The organism is Bacteroides sp. HMSC067B03, assembly GCF_001811315.1.
Classification (GTDB): domain Bacteria; phylum Bacteroidota; class Bacteroidia; order Bacteroidales; family Bacteroidaceae; genus Bacteroides; species Bacteroides faecis.
In genome coordinates, this window is the sequence record NZ_KV804458.1 from 90,630 (window position 1) to 104,511 (window position 13,882).

A 13,882-nucleotide genomic window follows, 5' to 3' on the forward strand; every position below is an offset into this window, starting at 1 on the left:
AATCAGTGCTTTACATTCGGATGATGCGCATATAAGTCAAATTCTGATAGTTAAAAGTGGGTGAATTATATAAAATAAATGCGCAAATAGTACAAACGGGTAATGTGCGATAAGCTTAATTTTGTGAGCATAGAAATCAATGATTCATTAAATTGTATAGAACATGGATGAAGATAAAGACACGAGACCATTGCTTTCGTATGAAGAGGTAATAGAAATCATTGACGAATGTATTTCACGCGATGAACCGATTGCTCGCGACGAGCGCATAGCGCGTATGGAGAAAGCGGCTGCGCGAATGGAAGCTGATCGCAGAAAGGAAAAAGGTATGAGAGGCATGTTCCGGTCTTTTAAGAGATTCTGGGCAGAGTTGTATTGGCGTATTCGGACGCGTTAAGGTAAATAGGGATGAAATGAACGGAAATAAAGATGGAAGAATAATGGCAAATAAGGATATACAGAAAGAGATCCGGTCTTTGGATGATACGGCGCAATTTACGCTTTCTACAAGGCAAATGGCGGAATACTGTCAACGGATTGTCGCTTATTTGGAAACAGAAAAGCGCTATCGGGAACCGGGATATTCGCTGTGGGAGTTATCGAGAGATACAGGTATTTCGACCAAGATTATATCTAAATCAATCAATGGGTATATGGGGCGCAATTTCTATGATTTGATCAACCGGATGCGGATAGAAGAGGCAAAAAAGATGTTGCGGGAGATGGCTGTAACAAACAGTCGGTTGATGATTGAAGAAGTAGGAGTACAGTGTGGCTTTCGTTCACGTTCCGTCTTTTTTACTCGTTTCAATGGATACGAAAAGATGACTCCCCGCAAGTATATGAGCATGTTTGAAAAGAAGCGGGAGGGAGATGCGGAAAGGATAAAGAGACGGAATGGATAAAAAATGTATTGTTAATCTAAAAAATAAAGGAAAGATGAAAAGACTACTATTTGTTTTTACCGTATTGCTACTTGCAGGAACAACGGAAGTTTATTCGCAGGGTTGGCTGGAAAAGGTAGCCAAAAAGACTGCGAAGCGGGTGGAAGAGAGGTCTAAGAAGAAAGTCGAGGACAAAGTGAACGAAGCTGCGGACAAGACCGTGGATAAGGCATTCGGTAAGGCGGAAGATGCCGTGACGGGAAAAGGGAATACGGGAAGTGATAATACCACAGGCGGTGAGACGGAAGATACGAACGAGAATGCAGAAGAAGGTGGAAAACAAGCAAAGAAATCTTCAACGATGAATTGGAACAAATTCGACTTTGTCGCAGGCGATGAGGTGATGTTTGACGATCAACTTGCTGGTGAGAAGTTGGGAGAGTTTCCTTCACAGTGGGATTTGAAGAGTGGTTATGCTGAGGTTGCACAGATAGACGGAAAGAATGCTATCTATATGACCGAAGCAACAAAGATCATGCCTCTCATGAAAGAGAAGAACTACTTGCCTGATGTATTTACCATCGAATTTGAAGTTTATGTGCCTACCGGTCGTAAAGGTGATGGGAATAATGCACAAACCGGCAACTACGCAGGCGGCAATAGCCGTTATAATATTGATTTAATAGGGGCGAATGGAAAGAATGTATTCCAAATTTATTGGTATAATCCGTGGTCCTTCGAACTTGGGGATAAAACTACCAGCGTAAATTGGGAATGGTATTCAGGCGGAGAAAGAAGCACAGGAGAGATGCAGTATATTTTCAAGTACAGAGATTTCAATCGTGTATCTATTTCTTTCAATAAACGTGCGATGAAAGTATATCTGAATGAAACTCGGGTGGTGAATATTCCTCGTTGTGATGCCCCTACAAGTTTTAATATTTATGCTTATCAGGGGGAAAAAGAGAATCGCTTTATTAAGAACGTCCGCATCGCCAAAGGCGCTGTCCCCCTCTATGACCGCATGATGTCCGACGGCAAATTCATCACCTATGGCATCACCTTCGATGTAGGTAAATCAGTAATCAAACCTGAATCAATGGGGGAAATTAACCGTATCGTCAAGTTAATGACCGAAAATCCTGATCTGAAATTCTCCGTAGAAGGACATACTGATAGTACAGGCAACGCAGCCAACAATCAGACGTTGAGCGAAGCCCGAAGTAAAGCGATTGTAGATAAACTGGTAGAAATGGGCATCGCTGCCGATCGCCTCGCTTCAGCAGGCAAGGGTCAGGCAAATCCCATCGCAGATAATGCGACAGACGAAGGACGGGCAAAGAACCGTCGGGTAGAGTTCGTGAAAATATAATTTTGTACGACTATATATATTGTATAGAAAAAGAGCTCTTTGACGTATTGGTTTACACGCTTTAAAATGAAGGAAAGCCCCTTAAAACGTGTTCACTTATTTGTGAATATCGGCAAAAGAGATTATCTTTGCAACATAATACGAGAATAATATGTTCATTACATTTGAAGAGACATACTTGCAGGACCTTTACGAGAAAGGGAAGACGGGTGACAAGAAGCACCGTTATCAGCCCGACATCGTAAGACGCTATCAAAAATGTATTCAGTTAATGAAAAAAGTGCCGGACATCGAATCGCTGGCAAAATATAATTCGTTGAACTACGAAGTGCTGAAAGGCGATAAAAATGGTATTTCATCCATCAGGGTGAATGATAAATACCGGGTTGAGTTCACCGTGAGGGAAACGATGGAAGAACCGATTATTATCGTATGCAACATAATAGATTTGTCGAACCATTATAAACAATAGCGTTATGATTAAAATAGAAGGTGTTGACCCGAAGATGATTGCCAACAATCTGACTCCATCCGAACCGATACATCCGGGTGAGATTTTGAAAGATGAAATCGAATACCGCGGCATATCGCAAAGAAAACTCGCTGCGCAGATGGGAATTTCTCCCACGTTACTCAATGAGATACTGAACGGCAAACGTGCTGTTTCTGCAGAATACGCTCTGCTGTTTGAGGCCGCACTCGGTATTGATGCCGAGCCGTTGATTAAATTGCAAGTCGATTATAACATTCAAGTAGCCAAGTCAGATAAATCCTTTCTCGAAAGGCTTGCCAATATCCGAAAGATTGCGGCAGTATTATAGAGTAAGCCGAGCGGACATCAATAGAATTTTAAAGCGTGTAGACCAATCATTAAAGGTTTGCACGCTTTTTTTGTGCACCCATATGAGAGGAAGCAGTAACCATAAAATAAAAAAACAATATGATTGTGTTCTTCTATGACAATAACCAGATTGTATGCATATTGCTCCTGTGGATGCTCCTTGGCGGAATTGGGGTACCGATGGCGACAGTATCGGCGCAGGACGTGAGTACGGACAGCACTGGACGGGCAGTGAAACTTAACCAAGTGGTGATATCCAAACGGGATATGCGAATGATCGTTCTTCGTCCGACAGGCGATACGCTTGCTGTTTTTCGTATCGCATGCGGGCGAAACTATGGTCACAAACAGCGCGAATGGGACTGCCGAACCCCAGAAGGACGGTTTGTCATAGCATCTGTGGAAGACCCCTCGGTCTGGCAGAAAGATATGGCAAAGACAGAGAGTCCGGGCGAGGTATATGGTCCCCGGTTCTTCCGGCTGAAAACACCCGGCTTCACGGGCATCGGGATACACGGAACATCCAAGCCTGAATTGATACCCGGACGAATTACAATGGGGTGCATACGTCTTTCGAACAAAGACCTGTATGTTTTCTCCAAGTTGGTGGGCGTAGATACTGAGGTAAGTATCTTGCCCGACAAAAACGATACGATCAATGATTTATTGACAAATTATTAACTATCAAAGGTGCATGAAACGACGGTCGTTCCACAAGCGCTCCAGAGCAGGAAAAGTTTACCCCTGGGCTCAACCCGGTACACCCTTGGCTTCAACTAGGTTCACCCCTAGGTTGAACTTTGTTCAGTTTCGGACTCATCAGGGAGCAACATAGTCAAGAAATGCATTAATGACAAAAAACAAAATGATATGGCATTCTTTAAGAAACAACAAAAGAAGATTAACGGCAAGTGGTATCCGCAAGTTGTTACCGTGGGCAAACCTGTCACCACGGACGAAGTGGCGGACCGCCTTTCTAAGATTTCTACCGTCAGCCGTGCCGACACGTACGCTGTGCTGAAAGATCTGGCGGATGTATTGAGCGATTACATGGCGCAGGGGCGTACCGTCAAACTCGAAGGACTGGGAACGTTTTACTATACCGCCGCAGCCAACGGACAGGGGGTAGACTCTCCCGAAAAGGTGACAGCGGCGCAAATTACGGGTGTCCGTATCCGTTTTATCCCCGAGTCTACCCGTACAAACGGAAACCGTACTGTCACCCGCTCTCTTGTTAGTGATAAAATCTTTTGGGAAGAATGGGGAGGAAAGGGTTCCGATGGCTCTTCTTCCGGAGGAGGTAGCGAAGGCGGGGGCGAAAGTGGAGGTGAAGAAGAAGCACCCGATCCGACAGTATAGGATATCAAAGGTTTGTTAGAAGGAAAAACACAAGCGAAACCCGAAAAGCTTATAGAGTAGGGAAAAAAATTAAATAGTGATAATTATGAAAACATTTGGTCTTTGGTTGAAAATGGCAGGACTCTGCCTGATGTTTGCTTTGGCATTCCCCGCATGCAGTGACGATGATGAAGAGAAAGAGGAACCGGGTGGGGTAGAAAACGTAAAAACAGGATGGAGTGAAGATGGGAACACGGCTACGTTTAAATACAGCTACACGGTTCCGGGAACGAAGTACACGGTCGCTTATGTGTATACGTTCAAGTTCAACGGCAATTCATGTACCGGTGCTTCTTGTTCCGTGACGTGCCCGACTGAGCAAATAGCACAGATGGTATACGAAAATTTGGACGCTGAAGATAAAGTCTTGTTTAAACTTTCAGGAAAAACGCTGACTTGCAACAAACTGGACTATTATATCGATCTGAACAAAGACGACATCAAAAGGGCGATGCAGGCCATGGGAGGTATGGGTTGATGGAACGGGAGACTTTGCACATCGACCTTTAAAGGAGGAACACATAGCGAAACCGAAAAGCTTATAGAGTAGGAAACATTTTTAAATTTAAGTAATTATGAGAAGAATTTTATTATTGATGGTAGCCGTGCTCTGCATTACAGTAGCAAGTGCTCAGGAGAAAGGTGAAACGGCAGTGGGTGCTCAAGTGGTATACGGATCGGGTGACGGGTTGTCCAACATCGGTATCGGGGCGAAATTCCAGTGGAACGTGATTAACCGATTGCGTCTTGAACCATCGTTCACTTACTTCCTGAAAAAAGATAATATCAATATGTGGAATGCGGGTGTAAACGTACACTACCTATTCCCGGTTGCCGATGCCATCACATTGTATCCTGTGGCAGGAGCAGGTATTTGGGGAATCAAAGTAAGCGTTCCTGAGATGGATCTGGGTGAATACGGAAACTATGGTGGAGGCAGCGCATCCAATTCGGAGTTCGGATTTAACATCGGTGCCGGTGCGGACTTCAATCTTTCCGAAAAGTTTGTTATCAATGCCGAGCTGAAGTACAAGGTTGGTGGTGATTGGAGTCGCCTGCTTATTTCGGCAGGAGTGGCCTACAAGTTCTGATGCGATAAACACGCTGTTTCTCTTGTCCCCTCTTTCCCTTTTTTCTCTCAGAAGATGTTCTTTCTTCCGATGTCTTCGCCACAGGGAGAGAGGCGGACGACGAGATAGCACCGTGTGTGGAGACAAAATAAGAAAAAACAGGCGCAAGTGAAACTTGTCCGCTTGCCCGAGGTGGAGAAAGGTGATACTCTGCTTTGTGGTATACCGACGTGAAGTGCTTCGGTGCGATGGGAGAAGGACGAATCTTCTTCGATGCGTATGGGGAGATAATGGAACGTCAACGAATATAAACAAACGGCTATGAATAAGGGATTCTATGATATATTAATACTTTAAAAACTGATGGATATGAGAAATTTTTTTGTAGTTCTGGCATGTATGACAAGCATTCTGTTAATTGTGGCTTGCGCGAAGTCTCCGGTAGACAAAGCAATGGAAAAAATTGATAAATCTATCGAAAAGGTCGAGAAGAACAAAGACAAGATGACAAAAAAGGACTTTGAAGCTCTAGACAAAGAGATGGAAGAACCTCTGAAAGTACTGAACGACGCATTGGAAAACGATGAAGTGGGTGCGCTTGATAAACTTAAAATCGTAGGTAAAGTGACGAAATGGGCTGCCGTATTGGTAAGTGCCGGGTTTAAGGTGGTTGGCGACGAATTGGGAAAAGAACTGAAAGAAAGCGGAGTAACCGGCGAGGATGTGAAGAAAGCGCTTGAAGGAGTGGAAACGACGACCGGTGACGATGTGAAGAAGGTCCTTGAAGAAGTTAAATCGACCGGCGACGAGGTGAAGAAAACCCTTGAAGAACTCCAATCGGCGAGTGATGAAGAAAAATAAAATCGAAACGAACAGTAAATGACGATAGGGGAAGCGATAGAATATAAGACAACAACAATATTTATTTAATTGTTAAGGAGAAATAAATTATGGCTATTTGTACCAATTGTGGAAATAAGGTGCCCGACGATATTAAGTTTTGTGTTTCATGCGGAGCAGCATTGGCGGCGGAAGGAACTGAGCAACTTGCACCGCAACTGCAACCAGTGTCGCAACCGCAGTCTGTCCAACAGCCACCGATATATATGGTTCAGGCCCAACAGCCTCCTGTTCAACAACCTGCGGCTGTCTACACGGAAGAGCCTATCACGACAGGCGGTTATATTGGCATTTTTTTGTTGCTGATGCTCCCGCTCATCAATATGATATGTCTTATTATCTGGGCATGCGGAGGTTGTCATAAAGTAAGTAAACGGAATATGGCGCGTGCCATGCTTGTCTGGATGATAATCGGGACGGTACTTTCGGGAATAATCGTCTTGGTCGTTATCCTGTTTTTCGGTAGTGAACTGGATTCACTGAAAAATCTGGCAACCGGTCTTGGCGAATAGCCGGAACAAAAGACATATCGATCTCACAATGATGGTATACACTTTCTAATCTAAAAAATAACTAATTAATAGGAGGAAACAAATTATGGCATTCTGTGGAAAATGTGGTCAAAAAATTGAAGAAGGAATCAAATTCTGTCCGGCTTGCGGAGCACCTGTAGAAGTAAATGCGACTCAATCTGCTCAATCACAGCAACCTGCCGGCGGGTACAATCAGGCGGACATCGAGCAAAACAAAGTGATGGCGGTGCTGGCTTATTTCGGTATACTGGTACTGATACCGATTTTTGCAGCTAAGGAGTCTAAGTTCGCTCGCTTCCATTCCAACCAAGGATTGGTGCTGTGTATTGCCGCTGTCTTATACGGAGTTGCGTATAGTATCTTGAGTGCTGTCGTTTTAGCTATTTCGTGGAGGCTTTATTTTGTTGTCAGCCTTCTCGGTCTTGTCAGCATTGTCTTTGCTGTGCTTGCCGTTATCGGCATCATTAATGCGGCAAATGGGAAAGCGAAAGAACTTCCTGTTATCGGCAAATTCAAAATATTGAAATAACGGGAGAAACGAGGGAGGCGAATTGCAGGCACAAGCGCAATCTGTCACGCACCGTTTTTTATATGCAGACTACTGAGTTGCACAATTGTGTGGTACTTTCAATGAACGTGTATAGTTGATATAGTCGTATGCGTGTACTTCGTAGTCTGCATTCTTTCATTTCTGTATTTTACTTTTTAGTTCCCAGCCAAGTCCATTTGTGCCAGATTGTTTCCAGCGGACCTTGTTTGTGTCTGGCCAGCCACCATTTGCAGAATTGTACCTGTAACAGAAGAAGGACAATACCGATGATCAGACTGAGGGTATATCCACAATAAGGAGCCAGATAGAAGCCGAACGGGAAATAGATGATAGCTCCCAGTATAGATTGGCTGATATAGTTTGTTAGACTCATCTTACCGTAGAATCGGAGGTTGGACACGGCTTTCTTGAATCTTTCTTTTTGATAAAGCAGAATAAAGGAAGAAACCAGTACGATGGTGAATGCAAACTTCTGCCACATATCCAAAGCCGTACCTACTGTCTGTTTGATCAGACTGCTGTCACTTTGCATGATTTGTTCTTTCAGAGAATAAAGTGGGGCAAAACAGATGGCTGCTATGATAAGTGCCTTTATCCAGAATTTCAGATGAGATTCGGTAGTGACGAATAGCTGTTTTCGTCCGATATACAGACCAAAAAGGAAAAGTCCTGCTGTCTGTAAAAAACGTCCGGCGCCAATAGCCCAGAACAAACTGGCTTTTTGTCCCAGTGTGACGTTGCCTGTCAGGAATTCCCAGAAATTCCCGCCTTTAGTATAGGCTGCTACTTCATCGTACATTGCTCCGACATTCAGGTCAGGTAGGGTATAGCCCGGATTGAAAAGGCTCATCACATAGTGATACCATTCAATAGGCTGTAGCAGGAATATGATAGAAGTAATCAGAATTGCTTTATCGCTCCATTTGCGTACAATAAATAATATAAGGCTCACTACTGCAAACAAGAGCAGTACATCCCCTGCCGGAAAGAAAGCGGCGTTGAGAGTGGCAAAACCTACAAGTAATATCATTCTCCATAGGAAACGATAACCGAAATCTTTTCCTTTTAGCAGCTGATTATGTGATTGGATATAAAAGGTAAATCCGAAAAGCAGAGCGAATATCGCATAAGATTTTCCGGCAAACAAAGAGAATATTACATTGAGTACGCCATTGTCCAGAATAGTCAGCCATTCGGGGGAACTTTCCGGATAAACAGGAAAAATAAAATGTTCCAGGTTATGTACCAGGAGGATAGCCATGACGGCAAAGCCTCTGAGGGCGTCTACTACCTCAATTCGTGATGTTTTTGTTGATAATTCCATGGGGTTGATTTATGATTGTTTTTTTAGTGAATATTCGTTTTACCCATTTGTTAGCGGGCTTCTCAAAATAGTAATAAGAGAATAAACTAAGTGCAATGGTAATGCAAAAGATAATAGGGATACTTATCATCCATTTTGGCTATTTATTGGAACAGTCCAGCCACCAGTCGATCATTTTCCGTGCCAGACTCAGTTTACGGGGTAGTTCCGGTAAATGATCCCGGGTATAGAAATCACCGGAACTGAGTTCCTCATCCTGTAATGTGATTTCACCTCCGGCATAATCTGCAATAAAACCGACCATTAATCCGCTGGGATAAGGCCAGGGCTGATTGCCGAAATAAGTGATGTTCTTCACATCCAGTCCCGTTTCTTCTTTTACTTCGCGGGCTACACATTCTTCCAGTGTTTCTCCTGTTTCCAGAAACCCGGCAACGAGGCTGTTGAATCTGCCTTTAAAATTGCGGGCATGAACCAGTAGGATAGAATCACCTTTTCTCACTAATACAAGAATAGCGGTAGAGATAGCCGGATAAACCTCCCGACCGCAGTTAGGGCACTTTTTCATGATGGATTCCTTTTGCTCCATCGGTGTGCCACAGGCAGAACAGAACCGGCTGTTTCTATCCCAATGTAATATTTCGTGTGCTTTCCCTGCTGCCTGGTAATGGGCTACGGGCAGGCATTCATAAGAAGCCCTAAGCCCGACTAATACATACTTGGCCGATTCTTCAATAGGACGGGCCAGGGAGAAGGCTTTGCAATTACTTCCTTCTAAAGTCGTTACATCATGTACGGTAGTCTTTTCTATCATAAAGACGGGAGGTATCTCTCCATAAGGGAGGGCAAATGTGCCGTTCTCTTTCTTTTCAAGCAGTAGTTCGTCTTTGTAGAAGACGAACCACCAGGATTGTGCTGTTTGACTCATTTTTTTCTTTCTGTATTCTTCGAACTGCGAAGTTATGAAAACTGTTTTATTAATGCAATAAAATAGGCTGGTCAATGTCAATCTCTTTGATAAAGTAGTCGTCATGTGAGATGGCTATGACAGTGCCCGTGTAGTTTTTGATGGTAGCAGTAATAATTTCAATGCTTTGTATATCCAGATTGTTGGTCGGTTCGTCCAGTATAAACATATCGGGTGTATTATTGCTGATCATCAGGCAGCAGAAAGCCAGTCGCATTTTTTCTCCCCCACTGAGTTTCCGGCAGGATTTGTCCCATTCGGCAGCGGGAAATAAAAAACGGTTTAGGATGATCTTTATTTCATGTTCCGGCAGGTTACGACTATTGAAAGCGTAAGCTTGCTCTAAAACACTGCTCCGGTCATCAATGATAGAATACTCCTGATTTAGGTAGACGTAAGTGAAATCTGCTCTTGTCAGTGTCCCTGTCTGAGTCTGGAGTTGTCCTGTGATTAATTTCAGCAGAGTTGTTTTTCCACTGCCGTTCAGCCCTTTTACACAGAGACGGTCTCCGCTTTTTATCAGGAAGCTGAGAGGGGTCTTCCAGAGAAATTGTTCCGGGTTGTCGGTGCCTGAAGTATTTTGACTCTCTTTATTATCCATCTGATGATAGCTGAAATTAATCTTTTCTGCCGTAACAAGTATTTTTCCCGAATGGAGAGAGGAACTGTTGAAATCGGTTTTTAATACTGCTGTTGAAGGAAGCGAACTTTTGAGTTGATTTCGTTCATCTGTCAGTTTCCCGGCTTTTTCCTGATGGGCGTTGTTGAGTTTTGCAGTACTCTTTTCCGATTTGCTCTGCAATGAATTTAATACGATGCGTGGAACACCTTTTTTCATGTTCGCTTTCTCGCCACGTACATTCTGTTTCTCTCTGCGTTCAGCTGTTTCGCGGGCTACTTTGCGGGCGAGTCGGAGCGCTTTGTCCTTTTCTTCGATTCGTTCTAACAAGGCTTGCTGCATGATGTTTTTCTGTTCCTTGTAGAACTCATAATTGCCACCATAATACGTAAGCTGATGTTTCTCTAACTCACAGATTTCCGGAAGGAGGTTGAGGATTGTACGGTCGTGGCTTACTATCAGCAGTGTAGAACGCCATTTTTGTACCCAATCATATAAACGTTGCCGGCCCGATGAGTCGAGATGATTGGTTGGTTCGTCCATAAGGATAACGGATGGATTATGAATGTCCATACCTGCCAGAAATACACGTGTCTTTTCTCCTCCGCTAAGCAGATTCATTGGATAGGATAACGTGAACTGTCCTAATCCCCAGGAATCAAGAGCGGCCATGGAACGTTCTTCTATGTTCCAGTCATCGTTCAGAATTGTGAAATTTTCGGTTGAGGCATCCCCTGCGAGGATAGCGTGCAAAGCTTCTTGTTTATGGTCTGTCTGCAAAGCTTGTGCAATGGTCAGCGAATCATATTGTCCGAAATGCTGTGGAATATAATACAGGTCGTCCGGACGGACAATGACACCGGAAGATGGTGATCGTTGTCCGGCAATGATTTGTAGCAACGTGGATTTGCCACAGCCGTTATTACCGACTAATCCTAATTTTTGTCCTTTGCTGATGGCAAAGTTAAGGTCACTGAATAATACTTCTTTATCCGGATGGATATAGCTGATTTGTTGAATACTAATAGGCATGATGGTCTATTGGGTTTGAGGTTGAAAACTGGGTGAAGATAATCACGGGGTAAGGGAACGACAAACACAATACTGGCTAAACAACACGAATTTCGTGATGCTTAACGGTTATGAAAAAGCATAGATGAAAAGTGATGTTTACTAGAAGTGTTGTCTTACTTAGAAATTCTCATTGTGGTAAGTATATAGTTTAACTTGGTCGCAAAGATAATACTTTCTTATAAATATCGCTCTATTTCAGTTAAAAAGATATTTTAGAGCCTCCGTTTATGTGGTTTAGAGGCTCTATTCAATTTTATACGTCGAATAATTGGTTCAATCCTTCACTCATGCTGGGATGCGTAAAGATGAAGTCGCGCAGGAATGTATAGTGTTGCCCGGTCTTCATAGCCATCGTGACGATATTAATCAGTTCCGGAGCATCCGTACAGAATAGGGTACAACCCATTATTTTCCCGCTATGGCTGTTGATGATAGCTTTCAACATGCCATCAGTTTGTTGCAAAGTACGTGAACGGACAACGGAAGTTGCCGGTAATCGGGAAACTTTAAAAGAATACCCCCTTTTTAGTGCTTCTTCTTCCGTAATTCCGATATGTGCCAGCGGCGGGTCGATGAATACGGCATAGGGCAACGGATTCCGGTCGTTGATATCCCGCTTTTTATCTCCGAAAAGTTGGTCCCGGATAATACGATAATCATCCAGTGAGACATACGTGAATTGTGCGCCTCCTTTTACATCCCCCATTGCCCATATATGGGGCGTATTGGTACGTAACTGGTCATTGACAACAATAGCGCCATGGGCATCAACTTCTATTCCGGCTGCTTGCAGGTTCAGTCCTTCAATCATCGGCTTACGACCTGTTGCTACCAGAATAGCATCTCCATCTACAAAGTAAGGGGTACCATCGGAAGTATCCGAATAAGTCAGAGTCACCCCGTCATGCGTATCATGAATAGACTGTGTACGCACATTCAAGCGGATCTCAATGCCTTTCTTTTCCATTACCTCCCGGATACTTTTGGCAATATCCGAGTCATTGCGGGGCATAAATCTGTTTCCTATTTCGAGGATAGTGACTTTGCTTCCGAATCCGGCATACATGGACGCAAATTCCAGGCCAATATAACCGCCACCTATGATAATCAGGTGTTTAGGCAGGATATCCAGATCCAGGAGAGTAGTACTGGTGTACACATTTCTACTTTGCTGAATACCTTCTATATTCGGAATGATGGCTGTGGAGCCGGTATTGATAAAAATCTCCTTTCCCTGCAATTCGATTTCTTCTTCAGAGAGAACCACTTTCACAGTATTGGGCGAAACAAAAGATCCCATTCCCGTGTAAATAGTTACATTAGGACGTTTACTTAATCTTTCGTAGTTATTTTCTCTTAAAAAAGAGGTCAGTTTGTTCTTTCTGGCAATAGCCTGTGTATACATGTTGCTCTGCTTGTCAAAATTGTCATGATAAAGCAGAGTTGATATCTCTGATTCGTGAATCAAACTCTTGGTAGGTATACAAGCCACATTAGGGCAAGCCCCTCCGTACATTTCATTGGACCGCTCGACGATGGCAACCTGCCATCCTCTGTTGGAAAGTTCGGCAGCAAGCGTTTTGCCTGCCTTGCCGAACCCTATAATTATTGCATCATATTGTTTCATAACTTCCTTTCATTAACGATATATATTCAGTAGTATAACAGATAAAAAAGTATATTGTTTGCGTTAGTTCCGGGAAGTCAGGGCATTCTGCATCAGTGGAATCAGTCTTTTTTTAGTGTTTTGAGTACGCGTTGTGACGAGTCTGAAAGAAGCACTACGGCTCCTGCAAGAATAACAATATCTTTGATAACCAATCTTCCAGCACCGGACAGTAACGGGAAGCCAAACTCTTCACCGCCCAGGTTGGGGACCCAGACTTCGGGCGTGGTAACAAGAAAGGATAGGGTACCTAATGTCATAATGATAGCAAGCGTATCACCTATCAACGCTACTTTCGGGAAGAAAATCCCCAGGAATACCAATATGCCGATACTCATAATGAGTGCTCCCAATCCATAAGAGAAAGTATACGTGTTATTGGCTTCATGCCATGCACGGTTTTCCGGTACGAAAGCTCCTTCCGGATTTTTGTGTTCTTTATATTCAGGAGTATCTTTCGCATAGAAAAAACTCATGAATGGACTGTTGGCGACAAACGGAACAATTCCATCGGCTTCATAATGGAAGTATTTCAATCCGCCGATCCATACGAATACGACCAGGATAGCTACACGGATAAACTTAATTCCGAAATTCTTCAGGCTGGAGGTGAAGGTGAGTAAAGCAATCAATTTCTCTTTCATTTTGCGGTCTTTTTAATGGTTTAACTTAACACCGCAAAGA

At 43.5% G+C, this 13,882-nt stretch carries 17 protein-coding genes and 1 pseudogene; 12 read left to right on the forward strand and 6 right to left on the reverse strand.

Annotated elements, in window-relative coordinates; all coding sequences use genetic code 11:
• Positions 1 to 163 precede the first annotated feature (163 nt).
• From HMPREF2794_RS23185 to HMPREF2794_RS23240, 12 genes are all read left to right on the forward strand, one after another.
• A complete protein-coding gene (locus tag HMPREF2794_RS23185) occupies positions 164 to 397 on the forward strand; it encodes a hypothetical protein (protein WP_010538802.1) in 234 nt (77 codons plus the stop codon).
• A gap of 16 nt (positions 398 to 413) precedes the next feature.
• Positions 414 to 905, forward strand: a complete 492-nt coding sequence (locus tag HMPREF2794_RS23190; RefSeq protein WP_010538801.1) for a helix-turn-helix domain-containing protein — start codon at positions 414 to 416, stop codon at positions 903 to 905.
• Positions 906 to 939: 34 nt separating this feature from the next.
• On the forward strand, positions 940 to 2,256 hold the full coding sequence (locus tag HMPREF2794_RS23195) for an OmpA family protein (RefSeq protein ID WP_055270868.1): 1,317 nt from the start codon (positions 940 to 942) through the stop codon (positions 2,254 to 2,256).
• A gap of 151 nt (positions 2,257 to 2,407) precedes the next feature.
• Positions 2,408 to 2,728 (forward strand): type II toxin-antitoxin system RelE/ParE family toxin, encoded by a 321-nt coding sequence (locus HMPREF2794_RS23200; RefSeq protein WP_010538799.1) that lies wholly within the window; start codon positions 2,408 to 2,410, stop codon positions 2,726 to 2,728.
• A 4-nt stretch (positions 2,729 to 2,732) separates the two neighbouring features.
• Entirely contained in the window at positions 2,733 to 3,077 is a 345-nt protein-coding gene (locus HMPREF2794_RS23205; protein WP_010538798.1) for a HigA family addiction module antitoxin, read from the forward strand.
• Between the two features lie 119 nt (positions 3,078 to 3,196).
• Positions 3,197 to 3,778 (forward strand): L,D-transpeptidase, encoded by a 582-nt coding sequence (locus tag HMPREF2794_RS23210; RefSeq protein ID WP_022301936.1) that lies wholly within the window; start codon positions 3,197 to 3,199, stop codon positions 3,776 to 3,778.
• A 189-nt stretch (positions 3,779 to 3,967) separates the two neighbouring features.
• A complete protein-coding gene (locus HMPREF2794_RS23215) occupies positions 3,968 to 4,456 on the forward strand; it encodes an HU family DNA-binding protein (RefSeq protein WP_010538796.1) in 489 nt (162 codons plus the stop codon).
• Between the two features lie 85 nt (positions 4,457 to 4,541).
• Positions 4,542 to 4,973 (forward strand): hypothetical protein, encoded by a 432-nt coding sequence (locus HMPREF2794_RS23220; RefSeq protein ID WP_010538795.1) that lies wholly within the window; start codon positions 4,542 to 4,544, stop codon positions 4,971 to 4,973.
• A 97-nt stretch (positions 4,974 to 5,070) separates the two neighbouring features.
• The gene (locus HMPREF2794_RS23225) at positions 5,071 to 5,586 is read left to right on the forward strand and encodes a porin family protein (RefSeq protein ID WP_022301937.1); all 516 of its coding nucleotides are present in this window, start codon (positions 5,071 to 5,073) and stop codon (positions 5,584 to 5,586) included.
• A gap of 348 nt (positions 5,587 to 5,934) precedes the next feature.
• The gene (locus HMPREF2794_RS23230) at positions 5,935 to 6,426 is read left to right on the forward strand and encodes a hypothetical protein (protein ID WP_022301938.1); all 492 of its coding nucleotides are present in this window, start codon (positions 5,935 to 5,937) and stop codon (positions 6,424 to 6,426) included.
• 89 nt (positions 6,427 to 6,515) lie between these two features.
• On the forward strand, positions 6,516 to 6,977 hold the full coding sequence (locus HMPREF2794_RS23235; protein WP_010538792.1) for a zinc-ribbon domain-containing protein: 462 nt from the start codon (positions 6,516 to 6,518) through the stop codon (positions 6,975 to 6,977).
• A gap of 85 nt (positions 6,978 to 7,062) precedes the next feature.
• Positions 7,063 to 7,527: a DUF4870 domain-containing protein gene (locus tag HMPREF2794_RS23240; RefSeq protein ID WP_010538791.1), complete on the forward strand. Its 465-nt coding sequence runs from the start codon at positions 7,063 to 7,065 to the stop codon at positions 7,525 to 7,527.
• A 169-nt stretch (positions 7,528 to 7,696) separates the two neighbouring features.
• Here the strand turns inward: HMPREF2794_RS23240 and HMPREF2794_RS23245 are convergent, their stop codons facing one another.
• The 6 genes and pseudogenes from HMPREF2794_RS23245 to HMPREF2794_RS23265 form a co-directional block, all read right to left on the reverse strand.
• Positions 7,697 to 8,872 carry a DUF418 domain-containing protein gene (locus HMPREF2794_RS23245; RefSeq protein ID WP_010538790.1) on the reverse strand — a complete coding sequence of 392 codons (1,176 nt, stop codon included), beginning with the start codon at positions 8,870 to 8,872 and terminating at the stop codon, positions 7,697 to 7,699.
• Positions 8,841 to 9,005, reverse strand: a pseudogene (locus tag HMPREF2794_RS29710) (acyltransferase); the annotation flags it as partial. The pseudogene HMPREF2794_RS29710 and the gene HMPREF2794_RS23245, both read right to left, overlap by 32 nt.
• 6 nt (positions 9,006 to 9,011) lie before the next feature.
• The gene (gene nudC, locus HMPREF2794_RS23250; RefSeq protein WP_255324031.1) at positions 9,012 to 9,905 is read right to left on the reverse strand and encodes an NAD(+) diphosphatase; all 894 of its coding nucleotides are present in this window, start codon (positions 9,903 to 9,905) and stop codon (positions 9,012 to 9,014) included.
• On the reverse strand, positions 9,850 to 11,490 hold the full coding sequence (locus tag HMPREF2794_RS23255; protein WP_010538787.1) for an ABC-F family ATP-binding cassette domain-containing protein: 1,641 nt from the start codon (positions 11,488 to 11,490) through the stop codon (positions 9,850 to 9,852). Before HMPREF2794_RS23255 ends, nudC begins: the two co-directional genes overlap by 56 nt.
• 295 nt (positions 11,491 to 11,785) lie before the next feature.
• The gene (locus HMPREF2794_RS23260; RefSeq protein WP_070752834.1) at positions 11,786 to 13,159 is read right to left on the reverse strand and encodes an FAD-dependent oxidoreductase; all 1,374 of its coding nucleotides are present in this window, start codon (positions 13,157 to 13,159) and stop codon (positions 11,786 to 11,788) included.
• 101 nt (positions 13,160 to 13,260) lie between these two features.
• Positions 13,261 to 13,842 (reverse strand): DUF417 family protein, encoded by a 582-nt coding sequence (locus HMPREF2794_RS23265; RefSeq protein ID WP_010538785.1) that lies wholly within the window; start codon positions 13,840 to 13,842, stop codon positions 13,261 to 13,263.
• Positions 13,843 to 13,882 lie beyond the last annotated feature (40 nt).

Bases quoted from the DNA above. Each gene is read 5' to 3' on its own strand.
- HMPREF2794_RS23230 (WP_022301938.1), top strand. From the start codon at position 5,935: ATGAGAAATTTTTTTGTAGTTCTGGCATGTATGACAAGCATTCTGTTA.
- HMPREF2794_RS23260 (WP_070752834.1), bottom strand. From the start codon at position 13,159: ATGAAACAATATGATGCAATAATTATAGGGTTCGGCAAGGCAGGCAAA.
- HMPREF2794_RS23235 (WP_010538792.1), top strand. From the start codon at position 6,516: ATGGCTATTTGTACCAATTGTGGAAATAAGGTGCCCGACGATATTAAG.
- HMPREF2794_RS23225 (WP_022301937.1), top strand. From the start codon at position 5,071: ATGAGAAGAATTTTATTATTGATGGTAGCCGTGCTCTGCATTACAGTA.
- HMPREF2794_RS23210 (WP_022301936.1), top strand. From the start codon at position 3,197: ATGATTGTGTTCTTCTATGACAATAACCAGATTGTATGCATATTGCTC.
- HMPREF2794_RS23265 (WP_010538785.1), bottom strand. From the start codon at position 13,842: ATGAAAGAGAAATTGATTGCTTTACTCACCTTCACCTCCAGCCTGAAG.
- nudC (WP_255324031.1), bottom strand. From the start codon at position 9,905: ATGACGACTACTTTATCAAAGAGATTGACATTGACCAGCCTATTTTAT.
- HMPREF2794_RS23245 (WP_010538790.1), bottom strand. From the start codon at position 8,872: ATGGAATTATCAACAAAAACATCACGAATTGAGGTAGTAGACGCCCTC.
- HMPREF2794_RS23190 (WP_010538801.1), top strand. From the start codon at position 414: ATGAACGGAAATAAAGATGGAAGAATAATGGCAAATAAGGATATACAG.
- HMPREF2794_RS23205 (WP_010538798.1), top strand. From the start codon at position 2,733: ATGATTAAAATAGAAGGTGTTGACCCGAAGATGATTGCCAACAATCTG.
- HMPREF2794_RS23200 (WP_010538799.1), top strand. From the start codon at position 2,408: ATGTTCATTACATTTGAAGAGACATACTTGCAGGACCTTTACGAGAAA.
- HMPREF2794_RS23255 (WP_010538787.1), bottom strand. From the start codon at position 11,490: ATGCCTATTAGTATTCAACAAATCAGCTATATCCATCCGGATAAAGAA.
- HMPREF2794_RS23185 (WP_010538802.1), top strand. From the start codon at position 164: ATGGATGAAGATAAAGACACGAGACCATTGCTTTCGTATGAAGAGGTA.
- HMPREF2794_RS23195 (WP_055270868.1), top strand. From the start codon at position 940: ATGAAAAGACTACTATTTGTTTTTACCGTATTGCTACTTGCAGGAACA.
- HMPREF2794_RS23240 (WP_010538791.1), top strand. From the start codon at position 7,063: ATGGCATTCTGTGGAAAATGTGGTCAAAAAATTGAAGAAGGAATCAAA.
- HMPREF2794_RS23220 (WP_010538795.1), top strand. From the start codon at position 4,542: ATGAAAACATTTGGTCTTTGGTTGAAAATGGCAGGACTCTGCCTGATG.
- HMPREF2794_RS23215 (WP_010538796.1), top strand. From the start codon at position 3,968: ATGGCATTCTTTAAGAAACAACAAAAGAAGATTAACGGCAAGTGGTAT.